This is a genomic window from Microbulbifer mixtoriginis (SeqCode), from assembly GCF_052467705.1.
Genome location: NZ_CP174322.1, coordinates 2,950,809 through 2,967,909, shown reverse-complemented (window position 1 = coordinate 2,967,909; position 17,101 = coordinate 2,950,809). Strand labels below are relative to the sequence as shown.

At 51.2% G+C, this 17,101-nt stretch carries 13 protein-coding genes; 7 read left to right on the top strand and 6 right to left on the bottom strand.

The window, feature by feature from the left end:
* Positions 1–66: 66 nt before the first annotated feature.
* Positions 67–2,190, bottom strand: a complete 2,124-nt coding sequence (locus ACJJIB_RS12895) for a M4 family metallopeptidase (protein ID WP_252081821.1) — start codon at positions 2,188–2,190, stop codon at positions 67–69.
* 434 nt (positions 2,191–2,624) lie between these two features.
* A complete protein-coding gene (locus ACJJIB_RS12890; RefSeq protein WP_444886354.1) occupies positions 2,625–3,959 on the bottom strand; it encodes a glutamine synthetase family protein in 1,335 nt (444 codons plus the stop codon).
* Between the two features lie 229 nt (positions 3,960–4,188).
* On the opposite strand from ACJJIB_RS12890, the gene ACJJIB_RS12885 reads away from it, so the two are divergent.
* The 4 genes from ACJJIB_RS12885 (at position 4,189) to cysB (ending at position 8,338) form a co-directional block, all read left to right on the top strand.
* Entirely contained in the window at positions 4,189–5,478 is a 1,290-nt protein-coding gene (locus ACJJIB_RS12885) for an NAD(P)/FAD-dependent oxidoreductase (RefSeq protein ID WP_444886353.1), read from the top strand.
* An 87-nt stretch (positions 5,479–5,565) separates the two neighbouring features.
* The gene (locus ACJJIB_RS12880) at positions 5,566–6,246 is read left to right on the top strand and encodes a TetR/AcrR family transcriptional regulator (protein ID WP_444886352.1); all 681 of its coding nucleotides are present in this window, start codon (positions 5,566–5,568) and stop codon (positions 6,244–6,246) included.
* A complete protein-coding gene (locus tag ACJJIB_RS12875; protein WP_444886351.1) occupies positions 6,246–7,157 on the top strand; it encodes a 5'-nucleotidase in 912 nt (303 codons plus the stop codon). The genes ACJJIB_RS12880 and ACJJIB_RS12875 overlap by 1 nt, the downstream gene beginning before the upstream one ends.
* A 209-nt stretch (positions 7,158–7,366) precedes the next feature.
* A complete protein-coding gene (cysB, locus tag ACJJIB_RS12870; protein WP_444886350.1) occupies positions 7,367–8,338 on the top strand; it encodes an HTH-type transcriptional regulator CysB in 972 nt (323 codons plus the stop codon).
* Between the two features lie 27 nt (positions 8,339–8,365).
* On the opposite strand, the gene ACJJIB_RS12865 is transcribed toward cysB, so the two are convergent.
* From ACJJIB_RS12865 to ppsR, 3 genes are all read right to left on the bottom strand, one after another.
* The gene (locus tag ACJJIB_RS12865) at positions 8,366–8,662 is read right to left on the bottom strand and encodes a hypothetical protein (RefSeq protein ID WP_444884701.1); all 297 of its coding nucleotides are present in this window, start codon (positions 8,660–8,662) and stop codon (positions 8,366–8,368) included.
* Positions 8,663–8,829: 167 nt separating this feature from the next.
* A complete protein-coding gene (gene pabB, locus ACJJIB_RS12860; protein WP_444886349.1) occupies positions 8,830–10,161 on the bottom strand; it encodes an aminodeoxychorismate synthase component I in 1,332 nt (443 codons plus the stop codon).
* 84 nt (positions 10,162–10,245) lie between these two features.
* Positions 10,246–11,073 (bottom strand): phosphoenolpyruvate synthetase regulatory kinase/phosphorylase PpsR, encoded by an 828-nt coding sequence (gene ppsR / locus ACJJIB_RS12855; protein WP_444886348.1) that lies wholly within the window; start codon positions 11,071–11,073, stop codon positions 10,246–10,248.
* Between the two features lie 196 nt (positions 11,074–11,269).
* Here ppsR and ppsA point away from each other — a divergent pair, with 196 nt between their 5' ends.
* From ppsA to rraA, 3 genes are all read left to right on the top strand, one after another.
* Positions 11,270–13,633: a phosphoenolpyruvate synthase gene (ppsA, locus tag ACJJIB_RS12850; protein WP_444886347.1), complete on the top strand. Its 2,364-nt coding sequence runs from the start codon at positions 11,270–11,272 to the stop codon at positions 13,631–13,633.
* Positions 13,634–14,063: 430 nt separating this feature from the next.
* Complete coding sequence (locus tag ACJJIB_RS12845) at positions 14,064–14,633, top strand: L,D-transpeptidase (RefSeq protein WP_252081811.1); 570 nt, start codon at positions 14,064–14,066, stop codon at positions 14,631–14,633.
* Positions 14,634–14,774: 141 nt separating this feature from the next.
* Positions 14,775–15,254 (top strand): ribonuclease E activity regulator RraA, encoded by a 480-nt coding sequence (gene rraA / locus ACJJIB_RS12840; protein WP_444886346.1) that lies wholly within the window; start codon positions 14,775–14,777, stop codon positions 15,252–15,254.
* 96 nt (positions 15,255–15,350) lie between these two features.
* On the opposite strand, the gene ACJJIB_RS12835 is transcribed toward rraA, so the two are convergent.
* Positions 15,351–16,787 carry a di-heme oxidoredictase family protein gene (locus tag ACJJIB_RS12835; protein WP_252081809.1) on the bottom strand — a complete coding sequence of 479 codons (1,437 nt, stop codon included), beginning with the start codon at positions 16,785–16,787 and terminating at the stop codon, positions 15,351–15,353.
* Positions 16,788–17,101: the final 314 nt, after the last annotated feature.

Genomic DNA, 17,101 nt, shown 5'->3' with positions numbered 1-17,101 from the left:
GGCTGCCTTTTTTATTGTCTGGCCCTGTTGGTATGGCAACGGGGCCAGATTGTTCAGCAGATAAGCTTATTCTGCTTGGGCGCTGAGTGCTACACCGGAGTATGTCTGGTAACCGCGAATACTAATGTACCAGGTACCTGCTTGTGGGTTGCTGATGTTGCAATTCTCATCATTACCCCATTTATATGGACGACAATCCCAGGTGTTTCGAGTTGGTGCTGAGCCAAAGCGAACATAGAGGTCACCGTCCCCACTGCCACCAGACATTACCGCTTTCAGGGATGACATACCGCTGTCCACATCCAGGGTAAAGTGCTGCCAGGCATTAGCGGAGCCAGACAGATTGGTTTTTTCCCAGCCGCCGGGGTTGCCACCGCCACCGTCGGTGAAGCTACCTACCAGACTGACACCGGAGAAGGAACTATAACCACGCACCATCACATAGTAGGTGCCTGCTTGTATGTTGGAGATCTCACAGGTTTCATTGTTGCCGGTAGTGTAGGGGCGGCAGTCGTATGTGCTGGTGGTTGGTGCTGAGCCAAAACGTACATAGAGGTCCGCATCACCAGTGCCACCAGACATATTAAAGCTTAGGCCGGTAGCGCCAGCAGGAACATCTAAGGTGTAATGGAGTTCATCGCCAGAGCCGCCACCAAGGTTGTCAACGGAAACTCCATTTTCAAGCTCTCCAGGAGGAGGTGGTGGAGTGTTATCACAGGTAACTCCTACGGTACTGAAGGCAGTTGTAACATCCGCTTTACTGTACCCTAGGTCTACAGCAGCTTGCTCAACACCGCAGGCAGCCTCATCGTAGTCAGAGTTTGAGCCCCAGTACATCTGATTAGCGAGGACAAAAATATCAAATGCCTTGCGAGTATCCCAGCCGTTGGTATTGGCGATCAGATAGAAAGCTCGATTGTAGACACCGGAGCTATAGTGTACGTCCATACCGCTGTAATAATCATCGGCATGGCCAATGGAGCGTCCATCCTGTGTCGGGTCTTCAAAATAACGCAAGGCGCCATTGGCTTTGAAAATCTGGGCTCCAACCAGCCAGTCGTTACTGCCAGTCATAAAGTATTCAGCGGCTTCACCAGAGATATCGGAGAAGGCTTCATTAATTCCCCCTGGTTGTTGACTGTAAACTAGGCCAGAGTTCTGCTCGGTAAAGCCGTGGCTGACTTCGTGAGCCGTAACATCCAGGCTGACTAGGGGGTGGAAGGTGTTTTGCCCATCGCCAAAGGTCATCTGGCTGCCATCCCAGAAAGCATTTTCGTAGTTATTACCGTAATGCACGCGAAGGCGCAGCTTTTGAGTCAGCGGTGAAGTGTTGTACCAGTCACTGAACATTGCGAAGACCACGCCACCAAAATAGTGCGCGTCATTTAGCGGTGAATAAGCACCATTGATTTCTTTGTGATCATTGTAGGGGCAGTTGAATTGATGGACGCTACCGCCACTGGTTCCATGATTCAGGTTCACAGTTTCAACGTTGGTAGTATCCATACGGCAGTTGGCATCAACCTGCATGGAGGGGAAATCGGTACCATATTCATAGCGGCCCGTTTTTACATTGCCGCCAGGACCTTGTGCATCTTGGAAGGTGAGGCCATCCCAATGCTTAATCACTTCACCGGTCATGGCATCAATAAAGTAGAAGGGGCGCTTGGGGTCGTCTCCATACTCGACCCAGTTCACCAAGTAGGCTAGGCGAGCCTCATCTTGTTCATTGATGTAAACATAGAGTTCTTTTTTCTGGTTTTTGGCCTCCAGTTTAAGCACTGGCAGTGATAAAGCACCCGACATCACTCCTTGTTGTGCGCGCAGTGAAACCTGATGATTCATGGCGCGATCAAGGGCATTGCCCGCGTCAATTGCCGCACGCACGGTGGGTACTTCAAGTTCGAGTCCGGTAAGGATATTACCGTGCATCTCGGTAATGAGTCCCTGTCCAGAACTGGTTACGGTCTGTCCCCACACGGGTATGCCTTTGTGGGTTTGTTGGTAGCGGGCGACGGTTTTGCCATTTCCCAGAGTACGCTCACGAATTTTTACCAATGCCATATCAGATCCGGCAACGGTATTTAATGTCTGTGGCGAGAGCATATCTGGAGTGGCTGGAACACGGTCGGCAGCCTGCGCACTAATAGCCATAGCTAAAGTGCAGGTAAGTCCTATGAAATGCTTCATTGCTAGCTTTCCCTTATTTAACTTTTTTATTAGCGACCGAGCATCAGCAGCTGGAAAACAATCCAGTAAGGAATTACTGATTGCTTCAGCAACTTGATGCAAACGGTCTTTATGGTTGGTAAGACAGCAGAAGAAGGCCGGGCATCTGGGGTGGGGCCAATAATTGGCAATGACGTCCGCTTTCTCAAACCGGTTGCCCAAATATTCCGGGCAACCTGAGATTACCTTGCATGTGCTTAGTGGCAACAAAAAGGTGATGACAAACTCATATATTTGAATTGTTTTCGATATTTTTGCTTAATTAGTCACAAATCAGCAAATAATATCCTGCCGAGGAATCCAAATTGATGCGCTTAAATAAACCCGATAAAAGGGTGGTGCGCCAGCCGAGAATAAAATTTCAGAAAAGTCTCAAAAATATTTTTTGGGATTATCTATACGTTGAGAAGTAGATATTCCCGCTCCCAAGAACTGATAACTCGGTTAAATTCCTCGTATTCATCACGTTTTATTGCGCTCCATGCTTTTACGAATTTTTTGCCAAACATTTCAGCGGCGGCTTCACATTCCGTTAAAAGATTGAGGGCGTGCTCTTGAGTGCGGGGTAAGGTAATGGTCTCTTTGGAGCAGTCGCCCTGATACGGTGCGCTAGGCGCTACCTTATTGATCATACCGAGATAACCGCAAGCGAGAGAAGCCGCAATGGCGAGATAAGGGTTGCAGTCGGCACCAGGAAAACGATTTTCCAATCTTTTTCCTTGAGGTGAACTGTCGGGAACTCTAAGGCCGGTAGTGCGATTGTCATAGCCCCAATGCAGGCTTGTCGGGGCGGCCATTTCGGGAGTGAAGCGTCGATAAGAATTGACATTTGGGGCTAGAAAACTAATGAATCCTGGAGTGTACTCCTGCATACCGCCAATAAAATACATGAAGCTATCGTTTTCATTTCCATGGTCATCTACAAATATGTTCTTCTCTGTTTTTAAGTCGACAACACTTTGGTGAAGATGTAATGCACTGCCGGGTTCGTCCTCCATGGGTTTGGCCATAAAGGTGGCATAAATTCCGTGGCGCAGAGCAGTTTCTCTGACGGTGCGTTTAAAGGTGAAAACTTGGTCGGCGAGTTGAAGTGGGTCTCCATGAAGGAAATTGATTTCCATCTGCGCGGTTCCTGATTCGTGAATCAAGGTATCTACATCGAGCCCCTGCGCCTCACAGAAATTATACATATCCTCAATAATGGGTTCGTATTCGTTGGCAGCGTCGATGCTATAAGACTGTCTGGTTTTTTCCGTGCGGCCAGATCTGCCAACGGGTGCTGAGAGTTTTTCATCTGGATCAAGATTGCGCTTTATGAGGTAAAACTCTACTTCCGGAGCAACGATTGGTTTCCAGCCTTTCTCCTTATATTTTTCCAAAACGAATTTGAGGATGTTCCGCGTACTAATCGGATGTGGTTGACCATCCCGGGTATAACAATCGTGAATAATTTGAGCAGTGGGATCATTGGCCCAGGGGTTAAGTCGAACGGAATCGGGATCTGGCACCAGCAACATATCCGTATCTGCAGGGTCCACGAGTTCATTGTGCTCATCGACATAGTCGCCGGTAACGGTTTGAACAAGGATACTTTCTGGAAGTCGGCTGTCCTGGGTAAGGAATTTATCTGTAGGCGTAAATTTGCCTCTGGCATTACCCGACATATCCGGCACCAGGCACTCCACTTCGGCAATATCGTGTTCGGCGAGCCAGCTTGTAATCTTATCCATTTGTTAGAGTTACCCAGTGTGTTTCCATCTACATGTCGTACCAGTATATGCCTGACCCTCACATTGGCGGTAGCCGCCAGTGCAGGCAAAAATAATGACTTGCCGGATATGTTTTGAGATTTATGGGAAGCCTGGCACGGCAGGTAAAAGGGAATTACCATTTTGCTATTCTCGGGGCCGAACTATTTTAGAGCTTCCCGCATACTCAACGCCTTGAAGGGCTGCATTGATGAAAACCACCTCTGGTTATACAGATTCTTACTACTCAGCAAGTGCCAATCCGCTTACCTCCTATCCCCAGCTGGATGGTGTCCGGGAGGTGGATGTTTGTGTGATTGGGGCCGGCTATACCGGGCTCTCCACAGCGTTGCATTTAGCGGAACGGGGCTACAAAGTGTCTGTCTTGGAAGCGCAGCGTGTGGCATGGGGCGCATCTGGTCGCAATGGTGGACATGTGGGGGTTGGGCAACGGCGCTGCCAAAGTGACTTGGAAGAAATGTTCGGTGTGGAGATTGCCAAGCGGTTTTGGCAATTTAGCCTTGAGGCGGTGCGGCTGGTAGAGCAGTTGATTGATAAGCATCAAATTAATTGCGACCTGAAGCGAGGGATTATGCATCTCGCAGCTAAACCCAGCCATGACAACTACCTGCGCAAGGAAGCCGAGCTTCTTCAGGAGCGTTATGGTTACTCGGGTGTGCGCTATGCCGATGAGCAGGAGGTGGGTGGCCTTGTGGGAACAAGGCGTTATTTAGGCGCGCAAATTGACAGTGGCTCCATGCACCTTCATCCATTGAACTATGGGCTTGGGTTAGCTGCGGCTTGTGTCAGAGCTGGGGTCGAGCTCTATGAGCACAGCAGAGTGACTAGCTATCGGGGAGGGAATTCCTGTACCGTCGAAACAGCCAAGGGGCAGATAAAGGCGGCTAAGGTTATATTGGCCTGCAATGGCTATCTCGGAAACTTGGAGCCGCGGCTGGCTGGCAAAATTATGCCAATCAATAATTTTGTTCTGGCCACTGAACCTCTGTCTGAGCCTGCTGCTCAAAAATTGATCGCCAATGATTATGCAGTACAGGACACACTGTTTGTTATCAACTACTGGAAGTTATCGGGAGATAACCGCCTGATTTTTGGTGGTGGTGAGAATTATACGGCCAGCTTTCCTGCAGATATACGCAAGTTTGTACGGAAAAAAATGCTGCAGGTGTATCCGCAGCTAAAGCAGACCCGAATTGAATATGGCTGGGGCGGCACTCTGGCGATCACTATGAATCGCATGCCGCATATGGGGCGCCTGGAGCCCAATATCTATTACAGTCAAGGTTACTCGGGCCACGGGGTGCCTACTGCAACCTTTGCGGGAAAACTGATCGCTGAAGCAATTGCTGGCACTGAGGAGCGCTTTGACATCATGACGAAGATCCCAACAGAGACTTTTCCTGGTGGAACCCTTTTGCGTTGGCCGGGCCTGGTGTTGGGAATGCTTTACCACAGTTTGCTTGATAGGTTTGGGCATTGAAAGAGGTGAGGTGGCTGGACTGTTGCTGGTGAAATTGTCGACTCCTTTGGTGTTAAGATGCTGTGAGTTGCCATTAGGAAACCGATCTTGTCCAGTACCGAACAGCATAAGCGCAAAAGCCAATTAACCCCTCGCCGCGAGCCGGTCCAAGCCCGTGCACGGGCTCGAGCCCGGCAGATACTCGATGTCACCGGGAGGCTCCTGGAAGAGGTCGGGCTCGATGATCTCACTACTATCCTAATTGCGCGGAAGCTCGATATTTCAGTGGGCTCCCTCTACCATTATTTCCCCAATAAACATGCGATTCTCTATGCTATGGGCGAGCAGTGGCTCGCTAGTATCAGTGAGGCCATGGCTGAGCTGGCAGAGCTCGATCTCGAGTATATGACACTTGGGAGTTTTATTGATGAGTTTGTTGGGCGCCTTCTAGCTGTGTACCGTGAGCAGCGAGGACTGCTGCCATTGGCCCAAGCTATGTGGGGAATTCCCGAGTTGCACGAGCTGGATAAGAGCCATGACGAGCTGGTGATCGGGCACTTGGTGGTTATGTTCCGTCGCTTGGGTTTTACCTGCCCGCCCAATGAAATGAATCGCTTGGGTCGGCTCACACTGGAAAGCTGCCATGCGCTATTGCTGGTGATGGTTAACCAAGCAGAGGTGCGTGCTTACCGTACCCGTGAAGATTTACAGCAAATGCTTTTCACTCTGTTGAACCTCAGAGGAAGCGATAATAGTCCCGAGGGGCTCAGTGATGTGGAGGCGCCCTGATGGCCATGCGTCCGGACAAACTGGTAATCGCGATTTCTTCTCGGGCATTGTTCGACTTGAATGATAGCCATAAGGTTTTCGAGGAGCTGGGCCTGCAAGCTTTCTCGCGCTATCAAGTAGAGCGGGAGAACGATGTTTTGCAGAAAGGAGATGCCTTCCACCTGGTAGAGAAATTTCTAAAAATCAACGAGCAGCTTGAGGGAGAGCCCAGGGTCGAGGTCATCCTGCTTTCCCGTAACAGTGCTGATACAGGACTTCGGGTGTTTAACTCAATTGAGCACTATGGTCTGGATATTACCCGGGCTGCCTTTTGCAATGGTGAAAGCCCCTATCGCTATATCGGTCCATTTGGCTGTAACTTGTTTCTCTCGACTGATGGCTTGGATGTTCGTCGCGCCCTGGATCAGGGGGTTGCTGCGGCAACTTTGGTGGCTGGGGGTAACCGCGAGCAGCGCGACGATGTTTTGCGCTTTGCCTTTGATGGTGATGCGGTAATCTTTTCTGACGAGGCTGAGCAGATTTTCAAGCGGGATGGACTGGATGCCTTTACCCGTGCAGAGCGTGCCTCTGCACAGATGCCGCTGGGTGGAGGGCCTTTCAAGGGATTTCTTGAGGCTCTGCAAACATTACAAGCGGAATTTGGTTTAGAGAGTTGCCCAATACGCACTGCCCTGGTGACGGCAAGGTCTGCGCCAGCCCATGAGCGGGTAATACGCACGTTGCGTGCCTGGGACATCCGGGTAGATGAATCGGTATTTTTGGGGGGGCTTCCAAAGGGGGAATTTCTGCGGGCATTCGGTGCTGATGTGTTCTTTGATGACCAGCCGGCGCACTGTGCCTCCGCAGCCGAGCATGTGGCTACAGGTCATGTGCCGCACGGTATTGCCAATATCGCAAATAGTGATGCCTGAGTATTTGAGCCCTTTCGGGGCCAATTAATACTGGAAAGTCGATTGACACCCGCCGCTCTTCACCGGATATTCATCTGTCCGTTGGCCCCGGCTTCGATTGGCTGCTATTCTTTTCTCGCATAACTCAAGATGTTTTTTATAACTAACAATTTATATGTCAGAGTTGCACTCGTCCTGGGGCGGGGTGATTGATATTAAAGGGAGGACTTATGAAGCTGCAGCAGTTGCGATATATCTGGGAAGTGGCGCATCACGATCTCAACGTTTCTGCTACTGCGCAGAGCCTCTATACCTCCCAGCCGGGCATCAGCAAGCAGATTCGCCTACTGGAAGATGAGCTGGGGGTGGAAATCTTTGCCCGCAGCGGCAAGCACCTCACCAGGGTGACGCCAGCGGGGGAGGCGATCCTCAAGACCGCTGGCGAAATTATGCGCAAAGTGGAAAATATCAAGCAGGTTGCCCAGGAGTTCAGCAATGACAAGAAGGGCAGCTTGGCGGTTGCCACTACCCATACCCAGGCGCGGTATGCGCTGCCCCCGGTTATCAAGCTGTTTATTTCCCGTTACCCTGATGTATCGCTGCATATGCACCAGGGAACCCCCATGCAAATCTCGGAAATGGCAGCTGATGGTACTGCGGATTTCGCTATTGCTACCGAGGCACTAGAGCTTTTCAGTGATTTGGTGATGATGCCGGTTTATCGCTGGAATCGTTGTATTTTGGTGCCTAAAGATCATCCTCTCTGCCATGTCAGCAAGCTGAATCTTGAAGAGGTTGCAAAGTATCCGATCGTCACTTACGTGTTTGGCTTTACCGGCCGCTCAAAATTGGATGAGGCATTCCTGGAGAAAGGGCTTTCGCCTAAGGTCGTGTTTACCGCCGCGGATGCGGATGTTATTAAAACCTATGTGCGCCTGGGTCTCGGTATTGGCATAGTGGCGGATATGGCGGTGGATGGTGAGGATGAAGATTTAGTTGCCCTGGATGCCAGTGATTTGTTCGAGCCCAGTATTACCAAGATCGGCTTTCGCAAGGGAATATTCCTGCGAGGCTTTATGTATGATTTCATCCAACAGTTTGCTCCGCATCTCACCCGGGAATTGGTGGATCAAGCTGCGCATGCTACTTCCAGAGCTGAGGTAGATGCACTATTTGCCGATACAGAGCTGCCGGTTTATTAGTATTGCGGTGTAGCTGGCTGGCAGAGGCTAAGAGGCCTCTGCCTGTTGGATCAGGGGTTGTAAAACTTCCTTGGCAAATTTGAAGTAGACGGTATAGATCTCTGCTTCTTGCCCTTCACGCTCGACCACAAAGAATGGCGCTCGATCCACATTAAATTGCTGTGCAATTTGCATCCCGGCACTTTGCGGGTCGCGCACGTCAGCTACCAAGGTTTGATCGATAAATTTGAGTTGCTCGTTCACTTCCAGTTTTTCCTGCACATCCCGGCATTTGGCGCAGGGTGAGCCATCGGCGAGTACTTTTTTGACTAGTGTGATCTTCACAATAAATTCCTTGATCCAGTTAAGCGCTGAAATTGGCACTACTGACATTGAATCTATCAGATGGCCTAATAACTTTGAAATATCAATCCTAGATAGTTCTATAACCAAAATGCTGTAGTAAGACTACAGAAAGCCCAGTAGGCAGTGATTTTTGACGGGCTGGGTGATCAATTCAGGAATTGCTCTGCGGTTTCAAGAAGTAAGCGCACTTTGGCCAGGCACTCCTTGTACTCTGCAGTCGGGTCAGAGTCGGCGACTATACCTCCACCGGCAGCACAGGTAATGCGCCCATTGCTGGCGCTAAAGGTGCGAATGGCGATGTTGGTATCGGCGCGGCCGCAGCTACTGATATAGCCGATGCTACCGCAATAGATGCCCCTGGGACTGCCTTCCAGCTCGCGAATGACCTCCATAGAGCGGCGTTTGGGCGCACCGGTGATGGAGCCACCGGGAAAGCAGGCCGCTAACAGGTCGCTGTAAGCTGAGTCCTCATGCATTTCTCCTGTCACTACGCTGACCAAGTGGTGAACATTGGCAAAGCTAGCCAGCTGGAATAGCTCCGGCACCCTCACGCTGCCACTGCGGCACAACTTGCTGAAATCGTTGCGCAGCAAATCCACGATCATTAGGTTTTCTGCGCGATCTTTAGGGCTTCTCTGCAGGGTAAATGCCGCACGCTGGTCCTCTACCGGATCAGCTACTCTGGCGGCGGTGCCCTTGATGGGCTCGGTGCGCAAGCTACTGCCATCGGCACGAATAAAGCGCTCTGGCGATAGGCTCAGCAAACTGCCCTGGGGCATTTCCATAAATGCTGAAAATGGCCCTGCCACGCGTCGACGCAATGCCAGGTAGGCACCAAAGAGATCGCCCTCGTAGGGGGCGCTGAAGCGTTGGGTAAAGTTTGCCTGGTAGACATCTCCCGCTGCGATATACTCGAGGATTCGCGCAATGCGCTCCTCATAGTCAACAACACTGAGTTCGTGGGCAAATGGTGCTAAAAGGCGAAACCCCTCGGGATCCTGCTCTCGCTCCCAATGCACCGATTTAAAACGATCGATTAGCTCTTGTACCTGCCTGGCTGGGCAGGCAGGATGAAAAACCAGATGGCTGGAGCCCAGCTGGTGATCTGCAATAAAAGCCCAGCTATAGAGCCCAAAAAAGCCTGCCGGTAGGTCCGTAGGTCGGGTATCCGCCGGCAAAAAGTTACCGCCGGTGCCCAGTTCATAACCGGCAAAACCGATGATTCCACCGCAAAAAGGCAGTTGTGAGTCCCGCTCCTGTGGGCACAGCTCACGACTTAGGTCATCTACCCGAGTGAAAGGCTCGCTGCTATCTGCTGCCAGTTCCAGCGCGTTAAGAGGGTCGGCACTGATAATATCGTAGCGACCTCCGCTGCTGAGAGGTCGGCCGCTATCGAGCCATACCGGCACAGGTAGATCCGCAATTGCCTGGAAGGCCGCTGCAGAATTGAGTGAATAGGGCAGGGAGACTATTTGCATATCAAAACACGGCAGTCTGGAAGACGGCGCACACTACACACTTTGTCGCGGCGTGAAAAGGGCGCCTGGCTTTTTGGTCATCCCTTAGTCAATTCTTCGCTCGATGCCGGCCTGGGACATCAGGCGCGTAGCGAGCTCCTCCACGGATAGCTGGGTGGCATTGAGGAAGGGCACTTGCGCCCGCCTTAGCATCTGTTCGACTTGGCGCACCTCAAATTCGCACTGCCCTATAGAAGCGTAGCGGCTATTGGCGCGTCTTTCCTGTCGAATCTGCATCAAGCGTTTGGGGTCTATGGTGAGGCCGAAGAGTTTGCGCTGGAAGGGGCGCAGAATCTTGGGCAGGGTGGTGGAGTCCATATCCTCTTCGGTGATGGGGTAGTTGGCCGCGCGCAGTCCAAATTGCAAGGCCAAATATAGGCAGGTGGGGGTTTTGCCGGAGCGGGAGACGCCGAGTAATATGACATCCGCTTGCTCAAATTCACTGATGCGGCGCCCGTCGTCGTTATCGATAGCAAAGTGCACCGCATCAATGCGTTCGCTATAGCGGCGATTATCGGCAATGCCGTGGGAGACATTAACGGTCTGTGCAGGATCGCGCCCAAATAAATTGGCCAGAGGTGTCAGGTAATTTTCGAAGATATCCAGCATTAAAGCGGGGCTTTGGTGCAATTGATCGCGAATCTGGTCAGAAACGATGCTGGTAATAATGATGGGCTGCAGACCGGATTCCTTGGCAGCGCTCTCTATACGCTGGAGAGCCTGCTGGACCTTTTCGGTAGAGTCAATATAAGGCAGAGTCACCTGTTCGACATGTTGGTCTTGAAACTGTGCCAATAGGCTGTGGCCAATGCCCTCTACAGTGAGGCCGGTTCCGTCGGAAATAAAAAAAGCGGTGCGTTTGTCTTTTGCCATGCTGCGTCTCTGTCTGTTGGCGGGACTTTTTAGTGGCCGCTAGTATAGGGGTGGTGGGCTTAAAGGTCTTATTTTCTGAGAGCTAACCAAGCTTGTAGAAAATTTACAACATATTGGCCGTTTTTCCTGGGCTATTTTTTACAAGACTCATCCTTATAATCAGCGCCCAACAAACCTGATTTCAGAGGGCCTTCACTTGACGAATTTCACCATCGACTTTGCAAAACTGGGAATGGATGATGTCGACAAAGTCGGCGGTAAAAACGCATCACTCGGCGAGATGATTTCATCTCTGGCCGGCGCTGGTGTGAGTGTACCGGGCGGCTTTGCGACCACAGCGGAGGCTTTTCGGGCTTTCCTAGCCCATGAACAGTTAGAGCAGCGTATCGCCGAGCGGCTGAAAGGGCTCGATGTCGGTGATGTTATTGAGTTAGCCAAAGCCGGCGATGAAATTCGCAATTGGATCATACAGACCCCATTTCCTGCACAGCTGGAAAAAGAGATCCGCGATGGTTATGTAGCTTTGGGTGGTGGTGAAACAGCTGTTGCTGTGCGTTCCTCCGCGACTGCTGAAGATTTACCGGATGCTTCTTTCGCAGGCCAGCAGGAGACATTCCTGAATATCCGCGGTATTGATGCGGTTCTGATTGCAGTTAAAGAAGTATTTGCCTCTCTCTATAACGACCGCGCCATCGCCTACCGCGTACATACAGGTTATGCGGATGTAGGTGTTGCTCTGTCGGCTGGTATTCAGCACATGGTGCGCAGTGAGACTGGCGCTGCCGGTGTAATGTTCACCTTGGATACTGAGAGTGGATTCCGTGATGTGATCTTTATCACTGCGGCCTTCGGTCTGGGTGAGACTGTTGTACAGGGTGCTGTGAATCCTGATGAGTTCTATCTCTACAAGCCGGCTTTGGATGCCGGGCGCCCAGCTATCCTGCGTCGCAATCGCGGTAGTAAAGCCATCAAAATGGTTTACGACGAAAGCGGCGATTGCGGGCGCTCAGTAAAAACCGTTGAGGTTGCAGAAGAAGATCGCCAGCGTTTTGCTCTCAATGATGAAGAGCTGACCAGCCTGGCAATTCAGGCCCGTAAAATCGAAGAGCACTACGGTCGTCCGATGGATATCGAGTGGGCCAAAGATGGTGATACTGGCAAGCTATTTATCGTACAAGCGCGCCCGGAGACCGTGCGCTCCCGCGATCAGGGTACAAGCATTGAGCGTTACAGCCTGCAGGAGCGCGGTGAAGTACTGTGTGAGGGGCGCGCGATTGGTCAGCGCATCGGTGCCGGCCGCGTTCGCAAGCTGAAGTCCGTCGAAGATATGGCAGCTATGCAGGACGGTGAGGTCCTGGTGACCGATATGACCGACCCGGATTGGGAACCGGTGTTGAAAAAGGCCAGCGCAATTGTTACCAACCGCGGCGGCCGTACTTGTCACGCGGCGATTATTGCCCGTGAGCTGGGGATTCCCGCAGTGGTTGGCTGTGGAAACGCCACCGAGTTATTGGAAGACGGTACTCCCGTCACCGTCTCTTGTGCCGAAGGCGATACCGGCTTCGTAATGTCCGGCGAGCTGGACTTCCAGCGTGAAGAAACTGAAGTTTCCGAAATGCCGGATCTGCCTTTCAAAATCATGCTCAATGTGGGCAATCCAGATCGCGCTTTTGCCTTTAGCCACCTGCCCAATCAGGGGGTTGGCCTGGCGCGCTTGGAATTTATCCTGAATCGCATGATTGGGATTCACCCGAAAGCCCTGCTTGAGCTGGATAGCCTCCCGGATGACCTGCAACAGAATATCCGTGAGCGCATCGGCGGCTACGCCTCCCCGGAAGACTTTATTGTTGAGAAACTGGTAGAAGGTATCGCTACCCTGGCCGCGGCCTTTGCACCTAATCGTGTAATCGTGCGTTTATCAGACTTTAAGTCCAACGAATACGCACACCTGGTTGGTGGCCAATTGTACGAACCCAGCGAAGAGAACCCGATGCTTGGCTTCCGTGGTGCGGCTCGCTATCGCTCTGAAGATTTCCGTCAGTGTTTCGCCCTGGAATGTCGTGCACTGAAGAAAGTACGTGACGAGATGGGGCTGACCAATGTGGAGATCATGGTACCCTTCGTGCGAACTCCGGAAGAGGCAGAAGAGGTTGTCGGTCTGCTCGCTGAGAACGGTCTGCGCCGCGGAGAGGCTGGTCTCAAGGTCATTATGATGTGCGAACTGCCATCCAATGCCCTGCTGGCAGAAGAGTTCCTGCAGCATTTTGATGGCTTCTCAATCGGTTCTAATGACTTGACCCAGCTTACCCTGGGTCTGGATCGGGATTCCGGTCTGGTGGCCGACCTGTTCGACGAGCGTAACCCGGCAGTGAAGGCTCTGCTGTCCCGCGCCATCCAGGCCTGCAAAAAAGCCGGTAAATATGTAGGTATCTGCGGTCAGGGACCTTCTGACCACAAAGACTTCGCCCGCTGGTTGATGGATGAGGGAATCGACAGTGTTTCCCTGAACCCGGATACCGCTGTAGATACCTGGCTATTCCTAGCTAACGAAGAAGCCTAATATCCTTTCAAAGCGGCCCTTTGGGGCCGCTTTTCCTATCTAAGCGCCTCTCCTGCGACTTTGGTTTTTTTTCCCGAATCCATTGCATGTTTGCCCCAAAATTAGACTTCTGTTGCCGCTTCTCTTGATAACTTCGGAATTTATCCTGCTATTTCTGTGTGAGATTTACAGATCACACGCTATCGAAAAAATTCAAAACTCTATGGCTTGCCTTCAGAGATAAGAATTCATTCTAAGGATTACCACCAGCCTCAATAAAATCGGAAGAGTCCTGAGGCAGAGCGTGGATAGAAAAACTGAGCGCAATTTGCTTTGGTGCTGATTCACCTGCAGGGGTAAATCCTCCGGTGTAGAAGTTTGAGTGGTATCGGTTGGGCTGTTTTCCTTTCCGCCCACTTTGGCAGAGCAGAGAAAGTTGTTGAGGTGAGCTATGCATACGAGCAGACAGTTACAGATCCCAATATTGCATATTTTTCTGATGTTGTGTCTCTTGGCACTAATCGCCGTTCCCCCTGCAATGGCAAAGCCCCGCGGTGGTAACTGGTTTGATGATCGCGCTGCGGCTAGGGGAGGAGGCGCCTCAATCAGGATTGACTTGAGTGAACAGCGCGCTTACCTCTACAAAGGCGGCAAGTTGGTCGGGGTATCCAGAATTTCCTCCGGTAAGCGGGGTTATAGTACGCGGCCAGGACACTTCCGTGTATTGTCCAAGCACCCGCATCATCGCTCTTCGATCTACGGTAGTTATGTAGATAGGCGCACAGGACGGGTGGTGAGGTCCAATGTAAATACCCGTAAACATCGTCGCCCCGCCGGTACTGTGTATCGTGGTGCAAAAATGAATAACTATATTCGCTTCAATGGCGGGATCGGTCTGCATGCTTCTGGCCATGTGCCCAGACACCCTGCCTCTCATGGTTGTGTGCGTATGCCTCCGCACATGGCTAGAAAGTTTTATCGCCATGTACGTGTAGGTACTCCGGTGCGTGTTACGCACTAAAACATGAAAACGATTTTGTAGCAGCGAAGCCTTGGCCGGGTATTATCTATAGGGATGATACCCGGTATTTATTTGTCAGCCTGCCACCAGAGTGACACTATCGCTATCATCATTTTTTACGGAATGATTGCGAGAGGACTTATGCCAATTTCTACCCCCGATTTGTGTGATGACCACGGTGATGCAGTGCAAGTGGTTGAGCCGATGTTTGTTAATTACGGAGGCCGTGAGAGCTTTGGCGGTCAAATCGTAACTATTAAGTGTTTTGAGGATAACTCGCTGGTGCGGGAGTTAGTGGCGGAACCGGGACAAGGAAAAGTTCTGGTAGTCGATGCGGGTGGTTCAATGCGTCGCGCTTGTCTTGGCGATATGCTCGCCGATAAAGCGGTAGCCAATGGCTGGGAAGGCATAGTGATGTATGGCTGCATCCGCGATGTTGACCAGATTGGGGCGCTAGATTTAGGCGTTCAGGCCCTGGGTACACACCCAATGAAAACGGAGAAAAAAGGTATTGGTGAGCGGGATCTGGCAGTGACTTTTGGAGGGGTGACTTTTCGACCTGGAGAATATCTGTATGGGGATAACAACGGAATCATTGTTGCGCAAGAAGCACTAGTGTGAACCCCACTTTTCAATTACACAGCTTTCACAAAAGCTTGCATATAAAAATGCCCGCTGGCAACTTTGTTGCCGCGGGCATCGTTCATGAAGAGCTGCCTATCGATTGTGTAAATCTGAAACTGGATCCTTGGGCATGCGCAGAGACATCAGAAAATAAAGGATCTTATTCTTGTCTTCGTCACTCAGATTTTGGAAGTTTTCTGCGGCGTAGCCTGCATCACTTCCAGGATTATCGTGTAACAAGATGGCTTCTACCAAGGTGAGTGCGCGCCCATCGTGCATATAGGGCGCTGTGTCAGCAACTCCCCAAAGACGTGCGGTGATAAATTCCCTGTTTTGCACCTCATCCTGAAAAAAGGCGGTTTCAGCTAAGGCTATGCCCATGTCATAGCGTTTGAGATCAGAGAACATTTCGACCTCAATTCCCGCTCCAAAAATGGATTTAAAAACTGTGGGGGGCTTGCTTAGATCCACGTGATAGAAAGTATCTTCAAATGGTGCCTCTGGGGAGCCCGTTAGCTTAAAGGGCAAGGTCCTCCGCTCAGTGGTCATTACGGGACGATGGCAGTCGGCACAGCCAACCTCGTGGAACAATTTACGACCCCGGTTATTTTTGCCGGATTCTATTTGGAAGGGGCGGTCCAGGGTGGCAATGAAAATACTGATCGCGGATAGATCACCGACAGAAATTTCGTTGGTCACGCCGTCATTGTCTTCGTCGGCTTCTGCCCCGCCAAACTTTTCTGTTGCCTGCATCCCCATGTGAAAAGAAAGGGCGTTCAAGGAGAATTCGCGGGCTGAGGCATTATCGCCTTTCCTGCCAAACGGGCGTACCACAAGGTCTGCATCGACGCCTTCCACATTGCTGGTGTCCAGGTTGCCATCTTCATCGACAAAAATACTGCCAAAATTAACGGATTTAGTATCCAGACTGACAACAGTTCCAGGGTTGTCTAAGGCGTATTGTTTGAGGCGCTGAAGGTCAGCGGTCATTTCTCTGGCGACTAGTTCAATTCCTCCAGAGCCAAATAAGAATAGGGGGTTGATTAGGCGGCCATCGTATTCCGCAGTCCCATCGAAGCTTTCGTCAATGACATCGATATTTACCGGACGCAGCATTGCGCTGGTGCTAAAACCGCCACCGCCGCCAATACCCATGGTGGCCGGCACAGTTCTATTGCTGACGATACTGTGACATTCCAGGCAGTTCTGGGAGTCGAGTCCATTGACTCGCAGGAAGGTACCATTGCCTTGTAATGTCGGTCGGTTACCGCCATCTGCGGAGTGGTTATCAGGCTGGGATTCATCGTGTGCACCATCCCCGTAGCCATCGTAGCGATTAAAGGGGGTGCTGAAAATGAGCATCCCGGCCTGGCGAATTTCATCCAGGCTCAGTTCACCTTCAACAATTTGTCCCTGGGTAATTCTGTCTTCCGGGGCCAGCCGGGGGCCTTCTCCCACCAGATTGGCGAAGAGCAGGCTGGGGGTTAAAAGTCCGACACCGGCAAGCGAGTTCACAAGAGTCTGCTTCATACGAGCATCCTAATTCAATGCTTTCTATCAACTGATCCAGAGCTTCATTTGCGGCGTCCATTCCATCTCTCTAAATATAGGTAGTATTTCCCAGGGATATCGCGACAACTGGCGCTTCATACATCTTATTGATGTATAAATTTCAGGTTCTCTTGGGCGTCTAGTTACCAGGGGGCTCTCCCCGCACAAAATGTTGTGTCAGGAGTACTGAGTGACTGCTTGTGAGTTTTCAATTTGGGAAGGGATCTTACTGAAACTCTTCAACCGCATTCGTTGCCTATCATTATTTTTTGAAATAGCACCATGGCTAGTGG